Source organism: Methylobacter psychrophilus (assembly GCF_025583945.1).
In the GTDB taxonomy this organism is placed as follows: Bacteria; Pseudomonadota; Gammaproteobacteria; order Methylococcales; family Methylomonadaceae; genus Methylobacter_C; species Methylobacter_C psychrophilus.
This window is the reverse complement of record NZ_JAOEGU010000004.1, coordinates 20,558-39,876: the sequence shown is the minus strand read 5'-3', so window position 1 is coordinate 39,876 and position 19,319 is coordinate 20,558. Positions and strand designations below refer to the sequence as shown.

General features: G+C 42.1%; 16 protein-coding genes and 4 tRNA genes. 8 read left to right on the top strand and 12 right to left on the bottom strand.

What is annotated here, in order from left to right; translation table 11 throughout:
- Positions 1-26: 26 nt before the first annotated feature.
- The 11 genes from tuf to N7974_RS03150 form a co-directional block, all read right to left on the bottom strand.
- Positions 27-1,217, bottom strand: a complete 1,191-nt coding sequence (gene tuf, locus N7974_RS03200) for an elongation factor Tu (RefSeq protein ID WP_262964237.1) — start codon at positions 1,215-1,217, stop codon at positions 27-29.
- A gap of 32 nt (positions 1,218-1,249) precedes the next feature.
- Positions 1,250-1,325: transfer RNA gene (locus N7974_RS03195), tRNA-Thr, on the bottom strand.
- Between the two features lie 15 nt (positions 1,326-1,340).
- Positions 1,341-1,414 (bottom strand) — tRNA-Gly (locus tag N7974_RS03190).
- 22 nt (positions 1,415-1,436) lie between these two features.
- Positions 1,437-1,521, bottom strand: a tRNA-Tyr gene (locus N7974_RS03185).
- A gap of 771 nt (positions 1,522-2,292) precedes the next feature.
- On the bottom strand, positions 2,293-2,859 hold the full coding sequence (gene pth / locus N7974_RS03180; RefSeq protein WP_262964236.1) for an aminoacyl-tRNA hydrolase: 567 nt from the start codon (positions 2,857-2,859) through the stop codon (positions 2,293-2,295).
- A gap of 10 nt (positions 2,860-2,869) precedes the next feature.
- A complete protein-coding gene (locus N7974_RS03175; protein ID WP_262964235.1) occupies positions 2,870-3,490 on the bottom strand; it encodes a 50S ribosomal protein L25/general stress protein Ctc in 621 nt (206 codons plus the stop codon).
- Positions 3,491-3,574: 84 nt separating this feature from the next.
- Positions 3,575-4,528, bottom strand: a complete 954-nt coding sequence (locus N7974_RS03170; RefSeq protein WP_262964234.1) for a ribose-phosphate diphosphokinase — start codon at positions 4,526-4,528, stop codon at positions 3,575-3,577.
- A 40-nt stretch (positions 4,529-4,568) separates the two neighbouring features.
- Positions 4,569-4,643 (bottom strand) — tRNA-Gln (locus N7974_RS03165).
- Between the two features lie 4 nt (positions 4,644-4,647).
- A complete protein-coding gene (gene ispE / locus N7974_RS03160; protein WP_262964233.1) occupies positions 4,648-5,532 on the bottom strand; it encodes a 4-(cytidine 5'-diphospho)-2-C-methyl-D-erythritol kinase in 885 nt (294 codons plus the stop codon).
- Entirely contained in the window at positions 5,513-6,124 is a 612-nt protein-coding gene (gene lolB / locus N7974_RS03155; protein WP_262964232.1) for a lipoprotein insertase outer membrane protein LolB, read from the bottom strand. The genes ispE and lolB overlap by 20 nt, the downstream gene beginning before the upstream one ends.
- Entirely contained in the window at positions 6,111-7,856 is a 1,746-nt protein-coding gene (locus N7974_RS03150; RefSeq protein WP_262964231.1) for a tetratricopeptide repeat protein, read from the bottom strand. Before N7974_RS03150 ends, lolB begins: the two co-directional genes overlap by 14 nt.
- Positions 7,857-8,115: 259 nt before the next feature.
- On the opposite strand from N7974_RS03150, the gene hemA reads away from it, so the two are divergent.
- The 8 genes from hemA to N7974_RS03110 all read left to right on the top strand — a co-directional run bounded on the left by hemA (position 8,116) and on the right by N7974_RS03110 (position 16,252).
- Positions 8,116-9,375, top strand: a complete 1,260-nt coding sequence (hemA, locus tag N7974_RS03145) for a glutamyl-tRNA reductase (protein ID WP_262964230.1) — start codon at positions 8,116-8,118, stop codon at positions 9,373-9,375.
- Entirely contained in the window at positions 9,372-10,457 is a 1,086-nt protein-coding gene (prfA, locus tag N7974_RS03140) for a peptide chain release factor 1 (RefSeq protein ID WP_262964229.1), read from the top strand. The genes hemA and prfA overlap by 4 nt, the downstream gene beginning before the upstream one ends.
- A gap of 5 nt (positions 10,458-10,462) precedes the next feature.
- Positions 10,463-11,338 carry a peptide chain release factor N(5)-glutamine methyltransferase gene (prmC, locus tag N7974_RS03135; RefSeq protein WP_262964228.1) on the top strand — a complete coding sequence of 292 codons (876 nt, stop codon included), beginning with the start codon at positions 10,463-10,465 and terminating at the stop codon, positions 11,336-11,338.
- Between the two features lie 21 nt (positions 11,339-11,359).
- Positions 11,360-11,779, top strand: a complete 420-nt coding sequence (locus tag N7974_RS03130; protein ID WP_262964227.1) for a M67 family metallopeptidase — start codon at positions 11,360-11,362, stop codon at positions 11,777-11,779.
- A 255-nt stretch (positions 11,780-12,034) separates the two neighbouring features.
- The gene (locus N7974_RS03125; RefSeq protein ID WP_262964226.1) at positions 12,035-13,771 is read left to right on the top strand and encodes an acetolactate synthase 3 large subunit; all 1,737 of its coding nucleotides are present in this window, start codon (positions 12,035-12,037) and stop codon (positions 13,769-13,771) included.
- A complete protein-coding gene (gene ilvN / locus N7974_RS03120; RefSeq protein WP_262964225.1) occupies positions 13,772-14,263 on the top strand; it encodes an acetolactate synthase small subunit in 492 nt (163 codons plus the stop codon). It begins immediately after the preceding gene.
- Between the two features lie 84 nt (positions 14,264-14,347).
- A complete protein-coding gene (ilvC, locus tag N7974_RS03115) occupies positions 14,348-15,364 on the top strand; it encodes a ketol-acid reductoisomerase (RefSeq protein ID WP_262964224.1) in 1,017 nt (338 codons plus the stop codon).
- A 168-nt stretch (positions 15,365-15,532) separates the two neighbouring features.
- Complete coding sequence (locus tag N7974_RS03110) at positions 15,533-16,252, top strand: SIMPL domain-containing protein (RefSeq protein WP_262964223.1); 720 nt, start codon at positions 15,533-15,535, stop codon at positions 16,250-16,252.
- A 669-nt stretch (positions 16,253-16,921) separates the two neighbouring features.
- Here N7974_RS03110 and N7974_RS03105 read toward each other — a convergent pair.
- Positions 16,922-19,252 (bottom strand): dynamin family protein, encoded by a 2,331-nt coding sequence (locus tag N7974_RS03105; protein ID WP_262964222.1) that lies wholly within the window; start codon positions 19,250-19,252, stop codon positions 16,922-16,924.
- Positions 19,253-19,319: the final 67 nt, after the last annotated feature.

The following is a 19,319-nucleotide window of genomic DNA, read 5'->3' as shown; positions in this document are numbered from 1 at the left end:
TTGCTATGTTATACTAATTTGAAGCACTATTCAAGTATTGATGCAACAACGCCCGCACCTACTGTACGACCACCTTCACGAATTGCGAAACGCAAGCCGTCTTCCATAGCGATCGGTGAAATCAATTTAACTTTTACAGATATATTGTCACCAGGCATTACCATTTCAACGCCTTCTGGCAGATCAACCGCACCGGTTACATCAGTAGTTCTGAAGTAAAATTGTGGACGATAACCATTAAAGAATGGTGTATGACGACCGCCTTCATCTTTTGACAATATATAAATTTCTGCGTTGAAAAACGCGTGTGGCTTAATAGTGCCTTTGTGTGCCAAAACTTGACCACGCTCTACGTCGTCTCTTTTGGTACCTCTCAATAACAAACCAACGTTATCGCCAGCCTCACCTTGATCAAGCAATTTACGGAACATTTCAACACCGGTAACAGTGGTTGTTACTGTTGGTCGAATACCAACGATTTCAACTTCCTGACCAACCTTGATAATACCACGCTCTATACGACCGGTTACTACCGTACCACGACCTGAAATAGAGAATACATCTTCAATAGGCATCAAGAACGCACCATCGATTGCTCTTTCCGGCAAAGGAATGTAAGTATCCAGAGCCTCCACCAACTTAATAACTGAAGGCATGCCGATTTCACTTTCATCGCCTTGCAATGCAAGTAGCGCCGAACCTCTGATGATAGGAGTATCATCGCCTGGAAATTCGTACATATCCAGCAATTCTCTCAATTCCATTTCAACCAATTCGATCAACTCTTCATCGTCAACCATATCAGCTTTATTGAGGAATACCACAACATAAGGAACACCAACTTGCCTTGATAACAGGATGTGCTCTCTGGTTTGCGGCATAGGACCGTCAGCAGCTGAACAGACCAAAATGGCACCATCCATTTGCGCCGCACCGGTGATCATGTTCTTTACATAATCAGCATGACCTGGACAGTCAACGTGAGCATAATGGCGAACCGCAGATTCATATTCTACGTGTGACGTAGCAATGGTGATACCGCGAGCACGCTCTTCAGGTGCATTATCAATCTGGTCAAATGCTTTAACTGCACCACCGTGCAATTTAGCCATTACCGTTGTTAAAGCAGCAGTTAGCGTTGTTTTGCCGTGGTCAACGTGACCGATTGTGCCCACGTTTACGTGGGGCTTACTACGTGAAAATTTTTCTTTGGCCATAACTCACACCTAATAACAATCGCAATACAATATGGAGCTCATAACCGGAATCGGACCGGTGACCTCTTCCTTACCAAGGAAGTGCTCTACCAACTGAGCTATATGAGCTTAATCTCAGAAATTTGGAGCGGGTGATGGGAATCGAACCCACGTGATCAGCTTGGAAGGCTGGAGTTCTACCATTGAACTACACCCGCAGATTTTTTAAATTCAAGATGATGGTGGAGGGGGGAGGATTCGAACCTCCGAAGGCAGAGCCGGCAGATTTACAGTCTGATCCCTTTGGCCGCTCGGGAACCCCTCCTATATCGGGTAAGCTGACTATTATCTTTTACAAGACACCAACTGTCAATCATTTATTTTCTTAATAACACCATTAAAAGATTCAAACTATTAATCGCAATATATCAAGCGTAACTAACTACAACCTAAAAGAACAATAAAACCATACTATTCAATGAGTTCACCAAACAAGAAAGACACCGATAAAATCACTAAAGCCTTTAAAAAACAACATTTATTTTAAAAAATATATCAGGGAAACCTGAGGGACTGACGGACTTTACACCTCAACTGCTGACTATTTTTGCTTTAAAATGAAGAACACCCTTACTCACAAAGAAAAGTGCCTGGCTATTATAAAAAGAAAGTGAATTTTAAAACACCCTTTGAAGCAACCTTTATAACCACAACTATCAATACCATCATAAAAACCCAAGACCGCCATTTAAACTTACTGACGCGTCTCGATTTAAAAAAAATAGAGGACACCGAGCACATGCCATGGCAATCGGCTTGACTGAATAGGCATTAACTTGGTTGCTTTATTCGCCGCACCTATTCTGGCAACTCGCAAATAAAAACAACCTACATTGACTTATAGAAACCACCAAGATTAGGATTAGCGTTAAAGCCTTTAACTTCAATCTGCAATGCTTTCCTGTAACGCTTACGCATCCACTTAAAAGCCTTTAATGCAAGATCGACTTATGAAATCAAGCGCATTTGAATAAACTAAAAACATTTTAGTCATTTACTTAACACACAGAAATAGCCCGTACAAACCAAACTATAATCAGGTATTTAATTTATTCATCACAGCAGCCATATCACCAGCAACCATTTGACCAATAAAGCCCCTACTCAAATCGAAAGCATCAAGGAGCCTCTCCCATTCCGGTTTCGATGGAGAAGACAATACAAAATCAGCAACAACTTTTCCGGCGGCAGGACGACCAATACCAATTCTCAAGCGGTAAAAATCCTTTGAACCCAGATGAGCAATAATATCTTTTAAGCCGTTATGCCCGGCATGACCACCATCTTTTTTTAGCCTTACCACGCCAGGATTAAAATCTAACTCATCATGGACCACAAGAATTTCTTCAGGATGCAATTTGTAATATCGGGCAATTTTTCCTACGGACTGACCACTTCTGTTCATAAAAGTGTCCGGCTTTAACAACATAACACTACCTGCAGCAATACCACCTTGAGCAAATAAACCTTGAAATCTGGACTGATTAGACCAGACACACCCCATATCCCTAGCCAGAGCGTCTAAAAACAAAAACCCGGCATTATGCCGGGTTTTTTCGTACTGCTGACCTGGATTACCCAGACCAACGATAAGCTTAATCATAACAACGACTTTATTCAGCAGCCTCAGCAGCTTCGCCGGCATCGTCTTTACTGGCTTTTGAAGCCATCATGGATGCAACAGGCAAATCATGCTCAGGACCTTGAGCCAATACTACAATTTCAATACCTGCCGGTAAAACAATATTTGAAAGATGAATAGTGTCACCGATGTCCAGACTGGACAGATCAACCTCAATATATTCAGGCAATGCCGTAGGCAAACATGAAACCTCTATATCAGCCATGGAATGAGTTGCAATACCGCCTTTTTTTCCACCAATTGAGGTATCTGCGTTGGTAAAATGCAACGGCACATGCACCTTTACAGGCTCAGACATGTTTACGCGGAAAAAGTCTAGATGCAAAATCTGAATTCTTGCTGGATGCCTTTGAACACCTTTCAAAATAGCTTTTTCTGTTTTTCCATCAACCGTAATATCAAGCACATGCGAGTAAACAGCTTCGTGATCAAGATGCTTAATCACCTCATTATGATTCAGCTCCAACATTTGAGGACCATTCGGACCACCATATATAACCGCAGGCACATTACCTTGACGACGCGAGCGTCTTGCTGCGCTCTTACCTGATTGCCCACGGCTTTCAGCAACAAATTCAAATACGTTTGACATTTTTCCTCACTATTTTTCTGAAGTCCGCGCCCCAAGAGCACATACATTAAATTTTTTTTTAATTGACAGAACTAATTAACATCATTAGTCTACGTAAAGTGAGCTAACTGACTCACCTACTGCAATACGCCTTATAGTCTCAGCCAGCATCTCTGCAACACTAAGCTGTCTTATTTTTCCTGAATCAACTGCATCCTGATTCAAAGGTATAGTATCGGTAACAACCAACTCATCCAGCTCGGAATTGTTTAAGTTTTTCATGGCGGCGCCTGACAATACAGCATGCGTACAATAGGCAACTACTTTTATTGCACCGTGCTTTTTTAATGCGGCCGCGGCATGACACAAAGTTCCAGCTGTATCGACCAAGTCATCAATTAATACACAGGTACGACCATCAACATCACCGATGATATGCATTATTTCTGATACGTTAGCTTTTGGCCGACGCTTGTCTATAATTGCAAGGTCAGCATCATCAAGGCGCTTGGCAAGAGCACGAGCCCTAACTACACCACCAACATCTGGCGAAACAACAATTAAATCTTTATATTGTTGACGCCACACATCACCCAAAAGAATGGGTGATGAATAAACATTATCAACCGGTATGTCAAAAAACCCCTGAATCTGATCAGCATGCAAATCAACCGTCAAAACTCTACTGGCTCCTGCTTGCTCTATCATTCTGGCAACAAGCTTGGCACTTATTGGCACTCGCGCAGAACGCGAACGCCTGTCTTGCCGCGCATAACCGTAATAAGGCAATACCGCTGTAATACGTGATGCAGATGCGCGCTTAAGCGCATCAATCATCACTAACAATTCCATCAAATTTTCATTAGTAGGAGAGCAAGTAGGCTGAATAACGAAAACATCCTTACCTCGGACATTTTCTTCAATTTCTACTGCAATTTCACCGTCACTAAATCTACCAACAGTCGCCATTCCCAGGCGCATATTAAGCTTCTTAACTATACCGTCAGACAAAGCTAGGTTAGCATTTCCAGAAAACACCATCATAGAGGTGTCATTCATTCAAGCACTCCCACACGAATTTAACTTAATGGATATAAAATGGCTGGGTCGCAAGGATTCGAACCTTGGTATGCGGAGATCAAAACCCCGTGCCTTACCGCTTGGCGACGACCCAATAATTATGATATATATTTACCAGCCTTTAACTTTGAAAACAACGGCGACTCATTTAAACTTTTAGCCAGATAAACCTGCCACTTATTTTTTTTAAGCGATGCATAGGCGTTAACTGCTGCGTTCTCCGAATCAAACTGTGCAAAAACACAAGCCCCTGTCCCGGTTAATTTTGCCTCTGAAAACTCAGACAAAGCAACCAAAGCATTTTTAACAGACGGGTATCGCTGACAAACCACTTCAACACAATCGTTTTGTTGTTTGCCTGCTATAAAGTCGGCTATTCTGATCGATTTACTATTCCTTGTCAAATCTTTAGATGAAAATATTTCTTTTGTATCAACATGACAATCCGGTTTAATAACGACAACCCATTGCTCATTAAGACTTATTTTCTCTAATTTCTCACCAATACCTTCTGCCCAAGAGGAATAGCCATAGATAAATACAGGCACGTCCGCACCCAAAGTTAGCCCAAGCTCCATCAACTTTTCCATTGATAACTGTAGATTCCAAAATTTATTTAATATCACTAAAGTCGTTGCCGCATCAGAACTGCCACCACCTAACCCCCCACCCATAGGTAGATTTTTTTCTACCTCAATGCACACACCTAAAGCACACCCTGTTTCAGCTCTTAACAGATTGGCTGCCTTAATAATCAGATCATCAGACTCTGGCACACCTGGAATCGTTTTTTGCAAACTCACCCTTTCATCATCAACAGGATGAAAAGTAATCCAGTCACATAAATCTATAAATTGAAATACCGTTTGCAGCAAATGATATCCATCAGACCTTTGACCGACAATCCGTAACATTAAATTTAATTTTGCTGGTGCCGGCCATTTCTCTGCACTTACGAGATAATTATATTGCTTTTGCGACATTTAAAACCCACTGATCTATGACTAGCTTTAATTTGACCTGCTCATTGGTAACAGTGATTTTATGAGGCATAGACTGACTATCAACTGCCTGCATCTGCTTATATTCAATAAGCCATCCAGCCTGCCTAAAACCAGTAGTCGTTTCTACAAAGGCACTATTTGGCTCCGGCAAACCTATTACCCAATAGCGCAAGGAATTTACCGGAACAAACATCCCCAACTGTTGATTTATAAAGGCTTCTGGCTGGGCTGATGACTGCGCCTTTCCATCACCACGATCTATGGTTACTAAATCGTCGGTTAATTTAATGACTGTCGCCCCCTGCCCTAAAGGCCCGGATAGCTTTATTTCCTCATCACCAGACCTATGCCCCCAATTGATATTCGCCTGCCAATTATCATTCTTTCCGGTTAACGCCAATCGGCCTTCAAAAGACCAACGCTCCAACTTGTAAAGATTCTCTCTTACCAACTTTGAATAATTCGCTTCTGGCCCTACTGGCACCGAAGTACAGGCTGATAGCGTCAATGCCACAAACAAACAACTTAGCCACTTTATTTTAAGAACCAGCATCACTCTATCGCGCACCATTCAATATTCTTCGTTGAAAATCCAGCAAATATTCATCATCTGGCGCCTCTTTAATAGCTTTATTAAATAATTTTTTAGCCTCATCTTTTTTGCCTAAAGCCCATAAAACCTCGGCAAGATGCGCGGCTATTTCATTCTCCTGCTGTTTATCATAGGCTTGCTGTAAATAACCCAAGGCTTTTTCATTATTTCCAAGCTTAAATTGTAGCCAACCATAGCTATCAATAATTACCGCCTCATTCGGCGCAAGCTTAAGCGCATGCTGAAGGTATTTTTCTGCTTCAACGTAGCGACTGGACTTGCTCAATAAAGTATATCCGAGCGCATTTAAAGCCTCGACATTATCAGGATCCGTTGCCAATATTTTTTTCAGATCAGCTTCAACCACATCTGGCTTATTAACGCGCTCGGCCATCAATGCGCGGGTGTATAACAACTCTTTTTGATTAGGAAACTCAGCCAGCGCCTTGGTCAATAAATTAAAGGCCTTTTCATATTGTTTTTGCTGATTGAACAGTTCCGCCTGCACCAATAGCAAGCGTAATTTTTGTTTTGGAAACTTGGCCTGCAAAAGCGTTAAACGTAAACTGGCCTCATTTAATTGCTTATCTTTTTCAAGTAAAGCAATTGCTGAAATCGACGCATCAAAAACAAAAGGCCCATCCACTACCTTATCGTACCAAGCCAGCGCCTTTTTCGAATGACCGTGTTTTTCTTCTATTTTCCCTAAATAAAACATGGACTGATACTGCCATTCAGGCAACTCCAACAATTTTTTAAAAATATCTTCAGCCTGATCATCCTGATTAAGCTGCAAATAAATCAATCCCATCGCAAATTGACTCTCCAAATCATTAGGCTCAGTTGATATGATTTTCTTGTAAACGTCGATTGCTTCTTCGTAATTCTCGGATTTTATTAATACCTGCGCCAACGTTTTATTAATTTTGTTATTGCTTGGATACTTCAGTGAGGCATCTTCTAATAGTACTTTTGCTTTACTTAAGTCACCTGAAAATACTGCTATTTGCGCCTGAAAAATTAGCGCCTTATCCCAGCCTGGCTGAATCTTCAATGCCTGCTGTATCTTTATTTCAGCCAAGTTTTTATCTTTTTGCTGCATCGCAAATAAAGATTGCATAAAATAAATAACGGCCTGATCGGGATGCTGTACTGACAATGCGTCCAGCGAATCATAAACAGCATTTATCTTGCCCTCTTTTTGTAGCACGCTGGCCAATTCGAGCAATGCATTTTCAAAACCGGCAGGATCAACAACCAATAATGCATTTAATTGCTCGGTAGCAGCCTTCTTGTTACCGGCCCTTAATGCAAGCAGGGCTGCAATTTTTCTTGCGGCCTGACTTTTTGGATCCTGATGCAACCATAAAGCCACAGCCTCATTAGTTTTATTACTATTTTTCATATACATGGCAATCATTGCCGCTCTTTCAGCAAACTTTGGCTCATGCGTTCGCTTGGCGGCTTCCATATAACCCTCCAAGGCAATATCATATTGTCCTCGTTGCCCGGCAATTTCTGCTGTCAATAGCGTAAAAAGGACATCAGGATCAATTGATGTTTTTAGTTCTTTTTGTTGGGTTTTTTCTTTAGCCTGAGCTATTTTAACAGGCGCAACAGATTCTTCTGCAGCACTCGGCTTTACAGATGAATCGGTACAACCACTAAGAAAAACGAAAGTTATAACTGAAACCAATCTAAAAATTAACACACACAATCCTATTTATTACTTAATACATGTTTCACAATAGATTATCATAAAAAACCCGTCAATTTAGACAGCTGATTTATTCCCTTTGGATAAAATTATTATATTTCTTAAAATAAGACAACATAATATACTGAGGTTTCTACGAAAAGCTATAACGATAAGGTTCATAATGTCAGACAAAACGCTCAAAAAGTATTATTTCGAATCCTGCATCTTGATGCTTTTTACGTAAAATCACTCTTACTTAACCATAAACGCCATGACTTTTCTCGCAGTAGGAATTAATTATAATACCGCACCGGTTTCCGTCCGTGAGCGCCTGTCATTCCCTGCAGACATACTCGAATCATCCTTAAAAGAACTATGGCTACTCAAAGATATTAACGAAGCCGCCATTCTTTCAACCTGTAATCGTACTGAATTTTACTACACATCAACCACAGCCAACCAACAAGGCCTGATTGATTGGGTTGCTCAAAGCAAACAAATTAACTCCGCAGATTTTGCCCCGTATTTATATACTCATACCGACAGCTCGGTGTATCGCCATATCTTTCGAGTCGCTTGCGGCCTGGACTCCATGATACTAGGTGAACCGCAGATTTTGGGACAAATGAAAACTGCCTATCAGGCAGCTTACGATGCCGGCACGCTAGGCAAACGTCTGGGCAAACTTTTTCAGCAGACATTTACCGCCGCCAAAAAAGTACGTACCGATACTGCAATTGGCTCAAGCCCTGTATCAATTGCCTTTGCCGCCGTTCAACTGGCCCAACAAATCTTCGATAAGCTTAGTGAACAGACGGCTTTACTCATAGGTGCAGGTGAAACCATAGAACTGGCGGCCCGACATTTATCTCAGCAAGGTATAGGCCGCATTATTATCGCTAATCGCACCTATGACAAAGCACACGCTATTGCCACACAATTTAACGGCTATGCCATCGCTTTATCGGAATTACCTATCCACCTGGCTGAAGCAGACATCGTTATTTCTTCAACAGCCAGTCAATTGCCAATTCTGGGCAAAGGTCGCGTAGAAAGCGCGCTTAAAAAACGTAAACATAAACCTATGTTCATGGTCGATCTGGCCGTACCACGGGATATTGAAGCAGAAGTCGAACAACTTAGAGATGTTTATCTCTACACCGTTGACGATCTGCAAAATACTATAGATCAGAATATGAACTCGCGCAGACTGGCGGCGACACAGGCCGAAGAAATAATTGACACTCAGGTTGATTATTTTTCAAACTGGTTACGCGCTCAAGGCGCGCAATCAACGATCCAGGATTATCGACATCAAGCTGAACAATCCCGAGACGATGCACTGCAAAAAGCACTGATGCTATTAAAAAATGGCATTTCTGCTGAAGAGGCGCTTAATCGACTGGCTCACAACCTTACCAATAAACTCATTCATACGCCCAGTACCCAAATCAGAGCAGCTGCCGAAAACGAACGCCACGACTTGATTACCGCTGCCCGCGAAATTTTTAAATTAACCAAATCTCAATGAAACAATCCATACAACTTAAATTAGAAAACCTGTGCGAACGTTATGACGAAATCGCCGCCTTACTTTCCGAACCCGAAGTACAAAGCAATCAAAACAGATTTCGTACGCTTAGCCAGGAATATGCCCAAATCGCACCCCTGGTTGACTGTTACAAAAGATACGAGCAAGCATTAAACATGCTCGCGTCAGCGAAAGAAATGGCTAATGACACAGACCCCGAACTCAGGGAAATGGCCAAAGAAGAAGTCAATGACGCAGAAGACCTGATAGAGTCACTGGATCATGAATTACAAGTTTTGCTATTACCCAAAGACCCTAACGATAACCGCAACATCTTTCTGGAAGTACGCGCAGGCACCGGTGGTGATGAAGCCGCTATTTTTTCAGGTGACCTTTCCCGCATGTATCAACGTTATGCTGAAAGAAAGGGCTGGCAAACAGAAATTATCAGCGAAAATCAAGGCGATCACGGCGGCTACAAAGAAGTTATTTTGCGTATTACCGGTCGGGACGTCTACTCCCAATTAAAATTTGAATCTGGTGCGCATCGTGTACAACGAGTGCCTGAAACAGAATCGCAAGGCCGCATACATACGTCAGCCTGCACTGTCGCCATTATGCCCGAAGTTGAAGAAGTTGATGCCATTGACATTAATCCCTCCGACCTTAAAGTTGATACCTACCGGGCATCAGGAGCCGGCGGGCAGCATATCAATAAAACCGAGTCGGCCATCCGCATTACCCATATGCCTACGGGAACAGTCGTTGAATGCCAGGACGAGCGCTCACAACACAAAAACAGGGCCAGAGCCATGTCTTTACTGGCATCCCGCTTACTATCGGCAGAACAGGAAAAACAACACGCCGAACAATCCTTAACCCGTAAACTGCAAGTCGGCAGCGGTGACCGCTCTGAGCGTATCCGTACCTACAATTACCCGCAAGGACGCTTAACAGATCATCGTATTAATTTAACGCTGTATAAACTGGATGACATCATGCAGGGCGGACTTGAACAAGTTATTCAACCATTGATTCGCGAACACCAAGCCGAGCTTTTAACTCAACTTGGCGAAGATTAAATTTAATGCAGCAGATTAAAGTCATACTCGGTGAAGCATCCCGACTACTTGCCGCCAGCTCGGATTCGGCGGCACTTGATGCGGAAGTTTTGCTGTGCCTGGTACTTGGCAAAGAGCGCTCCTATCTTCGCGCCTGGCCGGACAAGGAATTACAACCCGAAGACACAACCCGGTTTTGGCTGCTGATACAACAACGACAAAACGGGACGCCTATTGCTTATATCACCGGTAACAGGGAATTCTGGTCACGGACTTTTCACGTTACCCCCGACGTGTTAATTCCCCGCCCAGACACTGAACTCCTGATTGAGCTCAGCTTAAAGCTGATTCCTAAAGACAAACCTGTGAAGATTATTGATCTTGGCACCGGCTCGGGTATTATAGCGATCACTCTGGCAGCAGAGCGCCCAGAGGCTCAGGTCAGTGCAACCGACCTGTCCCTGGCCGCACTGAGCGTTGCAAAGCTCAATGCCGACAAACACGAAACCAGGCACATTCAGTTTTATCAAAGCAACTGGCTTGCAAATGTGTATGAGGAAAAATTCAATATTATTGTCAGCAATCCGCCCTACATCGCAAAGAACGATAGCCACCTAAGGCAGGGTGACATTCGCTTTGAACCTCAATCGGCATTGTGTGCCGATGATCAGGGCTTCAGCGATATTAAAATCATTGCTGAAACAGCACGCAATCATCTGGAGTCGGGTGGACATCTATTAATTGAACATGGTTACGACCAACAGCATCAGGTTCAGTCAATTTTTAAAGACTTTCATTATGATAACGTTCAAACAGTTACCGACCTGTCAGGACAACCCAGAGTAACTTATGGACAATGGCATTACCGTATAGAGGCGCACCTATCGCCTTTTGAACCTTGAACACATTGAACCCTGACCATTATGACCCAAGCAGAAATCCAGATCCCTCGTAAACTAACCAGCCAATTACTCCATCTTGCGCAAATCTCGCCCAACTTTGAAGTCTGTGGCCTGATCGGCAGTAAAAACGGCTTGCCAACCCGTTGTTACCCCATAGAAAACGCTGCCAAACTTCCACAACAACATTTTTTACTTGATGCCGGACAACAAATAGCGGCCATGACTAAAATGCGTGAATTGGGCGAAAATATCTTCGCTATCTATCACTCCCACCCAAGCTCACCAGCCCTTCCGTCAAGCCATGATTTAGAGCTGGACGCTTATCCTGATGCAGTTTATCTGATTATTTCACTTAATACCAAAGGCATTCTGGAAATGCGTGGCTTTAAAATTCACCAGAAAACGGCCATGGAAATACCGTTAACAATGAGTGACAATTAATGCTTGAGAAAGCCGACTTTACGCCACGATGAAACATTTTTGTTAAAAATCCTGCTCTTATATTCCTTCCTCATTTAGCTTGAATTTATCGCTATTCATTGAGTAAAAATCAAAAAGGATGGGAGAGATAATGACAACCTCATTAAGAACCTAGTAAAATGTCGACTATATATATTGTCAAAATAAAAATAATCATTTAAAAATGCATATAATTGACTTAAATCGAACAATCATCCTATTTATGGAGGTGTTAGCGTGGAGCTAAGTGGTGCACAAATCCTGGTTCAAAGTCTTGTCGACGAGGGCGTAGAATATATTTTTGGCTATCCTGGCGGAGCAGTATTGCATCTGTATGATGCCCTATTCCAGCAAGATGAACTCAAACACATCCTGGTTCGCCATGAACAAGGTGCAACCCATGCCGCTGATGGTTATGCCCGGGCAACCGGAAAACCTGGAGTGGTATTGGTCACTTCAGGTCCTGGCGCCACCAATGCGGTAACCGGCATTGCTACCGCTTATATGGATTCAATTCCCATGGTAATCATTTCCGGTCAAGTATCTCTGCCCGTCATTGGTAGCGATGCTTTCCAGGAAGTCGATATGATTGGTATTACCCGACCCTGTGTTAAACATAATTTTTTGGTCAAAGATGTCACCAAATTAGCAGAAACCATTAAAAAAGCATTTTATGTGGCGACCACAGGACGACCTGGGCCTGTCGTTATTGATGTGCCCAAAGATATAACTGCTCCACAAATTAAAGTACCTTATAAATACCCTGAAAAGGTTTCTATCCGCTCTTACAATCCGGTAGTTACCGGTCATAAGGGACAGATCAGAAAGGCAGTTGATTTATTGTTAAGCGCACACAAGCCCATCATTTATTCAGGTGGCGGTGTCGTTTTAGGTGAGGCAAGTAAGGAATTGATTCAGTTTGCTCACACACTGGGCTATCCCATTACCAATACCTTAATGGGATTGGGTGCATATCCGGCCACTGACAAGCAATTTATCGGTATGTTGGGCATGCACGGCACTTATGAAGCCAATATGGCGATGCACGAAAGCGATGTGATTATTGCTATCGGCGCACGTTTTGATGATCGTGTTACCGGCAAACTGGATTTATTTTGTCCGTATGCCAAGATTATTCATATTGATGTTGATCCGGCCTCTATTTCCAAAACCGTTAAAGTAGATATTCCCATTGTCGGCGATGTTAAACCGGTATTGGAGCAAATGCTTGAAATAATTAAGGAAAGCCAAAAGCAGCCAGATGCAAAAGCACTGGAACTTTGGTGGAACCAAATCAGGCAATGGCAATCCGTTAACTGCCTCGAATATGATCGTCAAAGTCCGTTGATTAAACCGCAATATGTTATTGAACAATTGCATGAAGTCACCAAAGGCGATGCCTATGTGACGTCAGATGTCGGTCAGCATCAAATGTGGGTCGCGCAATACTATCCTTTTGACAAGCCGCGTCGCTGGATAAATTCAGGTGGCCTTGGTACGATGGGCTTTGGCTTGCCGGCAGCTATCGGTGTTAAATTGGCATTTCCTGACGAAAATGTGGCTTGCGTTACCGGCGATGCCAGTATCCAAATGTGCATACAGGAATTATCAACCGCCTTGCAATATAACACGCCGATTAAAATTATTAACCTGAACAATCGCTATATGGGCATGGTCAGGCAGTGGCAGGAATTTTCTTACCAAAGCCGTTATTCGCACTCCTATATGGATACTATTCCGGAATTTGTTAAATTGGCAGAAGCCTATGGCCATGTCGGTATGCGTATAACCAAGCCCGAAGAAGTCAGACCTGCTCTGGAAGCCGCTTTCGCCATGAAAGATCGTACTGTATTTTTGGACGTAATGACTGATCAAACCGAAAATGTTTACCCAATGATTGAAGCGGGCAAAGGTCATCATGAAATGAAATTAAGAGTCGCTACAGGCACATCGACAGATAGGGAATTGGCTTAAATGAGACATATTATTTCTGTTCTAATGGAAAATGAATCCGGCGCATTATCTCGCGTAGCGGGTTTATTTTCGGCGCGCGGCTACAACATTGAGTCACTCACCGTAGCCCCAACCGAAGATCCAACCTTGTCAAGAATGACAGTAGTTACCCGTGGCAGTGAAGAAATCATTGAGCAAATTACCAAACAACTTAATAAATTGATTGATGTAGTTAAATTAATTGATTTAGCCGAATCATTTCATATTGAACGTGAACTGATGATGGTTAAAGTAAAAACCACGGGCGAAATGCGTCATGAAATCAGAAGCTTGTCAGATATATTTCGGGGCAAGATTATTGATGTCACGCCTACAACTTATATTATTGAAATGACCGGCACTTCAGAAAAACTTGATGCCTTTATTGCCGCGATAAATCCTGACTGCATTATTGAAGCCGTTAGATCAGGACCAACAGGCATTTCCAGAGGCGAGAAAGGCCTACATTTATAACTTAAGTAAAAGTTGCAAGGTTAAAATAACATCGCAGCTTTTATTATTTTTATTTACTTTATACCCAGAAAAACAGGAAAAATCATGCAAGTTTATTACGACAAAGACGCAGACATCTCCATCATAAAAGCTAAAAAAGTAGCTATCATCGGCTACGGTTCACAAGGTCATGCCCATGCCCTTAACTTAAAAGAATCTGGTGTTGATGTTGTCGTTGGCTTACGCGCCGGTTCACCTTCAGTCGCTAAAGCGCAAGCACATGGCTTAACTGTTCAAAACGTAGCAACGGCAGTTGCCAGTGCAGACGTGGTCATGATTTTGACACCGGATGAATTTCAATCGTCATTATATAAAGATGAAATTGAGCCCAACATCAAGCAAGGCGCAGTATTGGCTTTTGCTCATGGTTTTGCGATTTTATTTAATCAGGTTGTACCCAGAGCCGATTTAGATGTCATCATGATCGCGCCAAAAGCACCCGGTCATACCGTGCGTTCTGAATTTGTACGCGGCGGTGGCGTTCCTGACTTAATCGCTATTCATCAAGATGCATCAGGCACAGCGAAATCAATTTGTTTAGCGTATGCCTCCGCTATCGGTGGCGGCCGTTCAGGTATTATCGAAACGACTTTCCGTGACGAATGTGAAACCGATTTGTTCGGTGAACAAGCCGTTTTATGTGGCGGCGCAGTTGAACTCGTAAAAATGGGTTTTGAAACATTGGTTGAAGCGGGTTATGCACCAGAAATGGCGTACTTTGAATGTTTACACGAATTAAAATTGATTGTTGATTTAATGTTTGAAGGCGGCATTGCCAACATGAACTACTCTATTTCCAACAATGCAGAGTATGGCGAATATGTCACCGGTCCTAAAGTCATTAATGAAGAAAGCCGTCAGGCGATGCGTGAAGCCTTACAAAACATTCGTAACGGCGAATATGCGAAAAAATTCATCATGGAAGGCTTAACTAACTATCCGGAAATGACTGCAAAACGTCGTTTAAATGCTGAACACCCTATCGAAGTCGTCGGCGCACAATTGCGTAGTATGATGCCGTGGATTAAAGCCAATCAGATTGTTGATAAAGCCAAAAACTAAACATTACTGTTGGTCGTAACGCTTTAAAAAAGCCCGTCATTTATGACGGGTTTTTTTTACTTTTTTATTATCAATACCCTAATTTTAGCTGGACAAAGCCTCGCATGGACGGCAAAATTTAAACCCGATATAAAACTTAAGACCACTCATTGTGGACGGGAGAAAACCATGAAACAAGAAAATACTGTCAGTGCATTTTTATTGGGCGTATCCATATTTCTGGGGCTAAGCGTACTTGGATATCTGCTCTCTGGTGCCGCAATTACCTACAAAGAATATGAGCGTAGTGTAACCGTTAAAGGCTTGTCTGAACGGGAATTGCCAGCCGATATAGTTATCTGGCCGATTGTATTCACTAAGGCCAGCAATGAGCTTGGCGACCTATATTCGTCCATTGAAGACAGTACTACAAAAATCAGGGATTTTCTTGTTACCAAAGGTATTGATAGCGCTGAAATAACGGTCTCAACGCCGTCTATTACCGATAAATCAGCTCAACAGTATAATGATGCCAGCAAAGCTGACTTTCGCTATACAGCCATTCAAACGGTCACAGTCTATTCATCAAAAGTCGATCTGGTTCGTAAAGTAATGACTGAACTGGCGGAACTCGGCAAACAAGGCATCGCCTTTACTGCTGGCGATTACCAAAACCAGAACGAATATATTTTTACCGGTTTAAATAAAATAAAACCCGAAATGATTCAAGAAGCGACTACCAAGGCACGCGAAGTAGCCTTAAAATTTGCCCAGGATTCAAACAGTAAACTGGGTAAAATCAAACAGGCATCCCAAGGACAATTTGAGATAAATCCACGTGATAAAAATAATCCACATATCAAAAAAATACGCATTGTATCCACTGTGGAATATTATTTATCCGACTAAATATTTACGCTACTTCTTGGCCGATGATGGAAACTCATTGTTGACATGATTCGAGGCTTAGGACTGCAATTTGATCGTATCTTAACTGCCATATAGATCAGAATAAGCCAGCCCAAGTGATAGGGAGAGAACCGGCCTTACTCTGACTTATTTAACTTTAAAGCCTTGCCTGGCACTAATTTAAAAATTAGTGCCAGCTCATTTTAAGTATTTTTAGCTACTGGTATTTATCTTTTTAATAAAAACATAAGCGTAAGCCACAGCTACGCCAAAAACACCGGTAAGAAAAATATCTATTATCATAATAATGACGCTCCTATTGTTAATATAAACTCTTGTGCATTGCTTCATCAGAATTACTCAATAATGAAGGCAGTCCTTTAAAAGAACTTACTAAAGGTTAAGCCATTTTCATGCCAAGGCGATTAAATCAAATAGATCGTTAAAAATCAACAAGATAATAATATCAAAGAGGATTTAAAAAAGCTAAGGTAAAGTCAGTGGTTGAAATAAACCATGCCGACCGGTTCATTTCAACCACTTTTATTTTTTGAACTGATCAGGGATAAGTAAAAGGTTAGAGGATTTATTTAAAAATCTCCCTAACCTTTTTTCAAGGAGGAAAACTGAATACTACGATCTGATGGAGAAAAAAGCTTTACTCAACAACTAATACACTTGGGTATAGCTTTCTCTGACTTCTTTAAGCTCCATGGCTATTTCACGGCGCAAACGGAAGTCACGTCGGGTATGAGCGATATTATAAGGAATATTGGGGTTTCTTTCGTACTTAACTGCTGTGCGAATAAGACCTATCCATTGCCGGTCATTATCTTCCATCTCTTTAAAGCGATTACGAATCCGCTCCAATTCCTGATTACAATAAGTCACAAAACCTGCTGCATAAAATACACTATTTTTCAGATAATCTTTTAAAGCGGCTAAATCGCTATTAATTTCTTCAACAACCTGCTCAAAATTATTGGGCTCGGGTAATTTTTCTTGTTCTTCCGAATCATTAGACGATAAGTTGGCCATATCCTGACTAAGCGCTGCTTTAAGAGCGGTTTTAACCGCTTTTCCAACCACTGGCTGAACGGGCGTTTTATCTGCCCATAAGCCATACCGTAAATAATGGGTAACATCCTGTTTGTTCATATCAATACCCTGATAAAAGGCTTCCAAAGTCTTAATCTCGGCTGATCGTTCATCCAATAAGCGTTCACGTGCCTGTAAAGGCTTGGCTATAAAAGCTTCAACAGCAACCCGGCCAAAACGTAAAAACAACACTTGAAAGCCATGTCGGATACGGGCTTGCTCAATAGTTTCATCAGAATTTAATAAAGCTTTACGTACATCTTCAGTTTGCCAAAGCAGTGCTTGGGTTTTTTGGACGATTTGATCAATCAATACTTGCAAGGATTGGGCTAATTGATCAGTCAACTCGGTTTCAAATTTCTGCTGAATTTCCCTAAATAATTCTTCGCGAATTTTATAATTACCTTCGCGCGGATCAGGCATCGAAATCGTTCGGCCTGCAGTATAAATACGCTTTAACTCATCCGTTTGACCGGTAGTGAGATTGGACAGCAAAGCATCAATTTTTTCATCATAAGCCGCATGTAATGTCGCCAACTCCTGATGCTCTGCACCCAAGGCATCGGCTTCCTTACGGCCTTGAATACTTTCCGCATACCAGACATCAAAGTCTTTTTTGATACGTTGCCATTCGCGTCCCCACCATTGATTAAACTCTTTACCCAGCAGGTCATCCTCTTCTACCTCACCATCGGCTATGGCAGCATAGACAGGCTCAAGTTTTAGCAAAATATCACCGGCATACAAGCGAATATTGCTAACCAGAGCATCACAACGCCTTTGCAAAACCTCTGCCCGTTCATGGTCGATATAATGATTGACGGTATCTTTTAATAGCAGCATGCCATCATTGATACCCAGTTTTTTTAATTTGAGTTTATCGTCTGCGCTTTTAGTACGCCTCAAAGTATCTTCTGAAGGTATACCAAACTCAACCAGATGAGCACGGGCGCAAACAGGTATCATGCGTCGCTCGGGAACAGTCGGCCAGTAATTTCTGTGTTTTTCCAGAGTTTCCTTAAAATCAATCGGATCATCCAAAGCATCCGCTTGCGTAAGCACCACAAAAATTTTGTCGGACACTTTAATGCTGGGATCTTCAGAATCAGCAATGTTTAATATTTCTTTTTCCGGCCCGGTAATTGAAGGTTGCTTCATTTCTTTTGCATAAATGATGGCATCACAACCCTTCAACCGGTCAATCGCTTGTTCGGAATGCATCAGAATACCTGAATTAAAACCGGGAACATCATGAAAAATAATATCCCTATCACTTCTCAAGCGGACGGTTTTAAGTTGAATTCGTTTAATGGCTAAAGACTGTGCGCGGTTTTTAAAAATCGCCGACTGTAGTTGCTCATTAATTTCACTAATATCTATAAAACTTTGGCTAAAGCCGTTTTTTTGCTTGGTAAACTCGTAAATAGCATGCAGATTTTTTTCAGTATCATCAAAATCCTCTTGTATTTCCTTCCTTTCCTTGTCACCCAGTGTGCCATCCAGCGCCTCTTGCCTTTGCTGCTGAAGTTTCTTTATCTCTTCTTTACTGTAGTATTGAATTGACAGGAGTTGGTCCTGTTCGGTCTGTGCCGACCAGATTTCAGTACTGGTGAAGGTGCACCTTTCGCGGGCAGACGGTAGAATTTCTTGTCCTAACCAGGCATTCAGCAACGCACTCTTACCTGCTTTTTCCAGACCAATAACAGCGACCTCAAAACGGTTGGCATGTAAGCGCTCCAACTGCCGATTTAAGCGCTCATGCTCGGCATTAAGTTTTTGCACAAGCTCGGGCGCAATATCTTCGCCTGTTTTATTACAAAGCGTCACCAATTTGTCCGCCAGCACAGAGGTTATTTCTAACCGCGCAAGTTGTTGTTGACATGTTTCCAGCCAGGTAGCCATAAGATTCCAGAGTTGTTAAATACTTTTTATTTTAAACCCAATACCTCAATCATGAGGATTTGGAGAG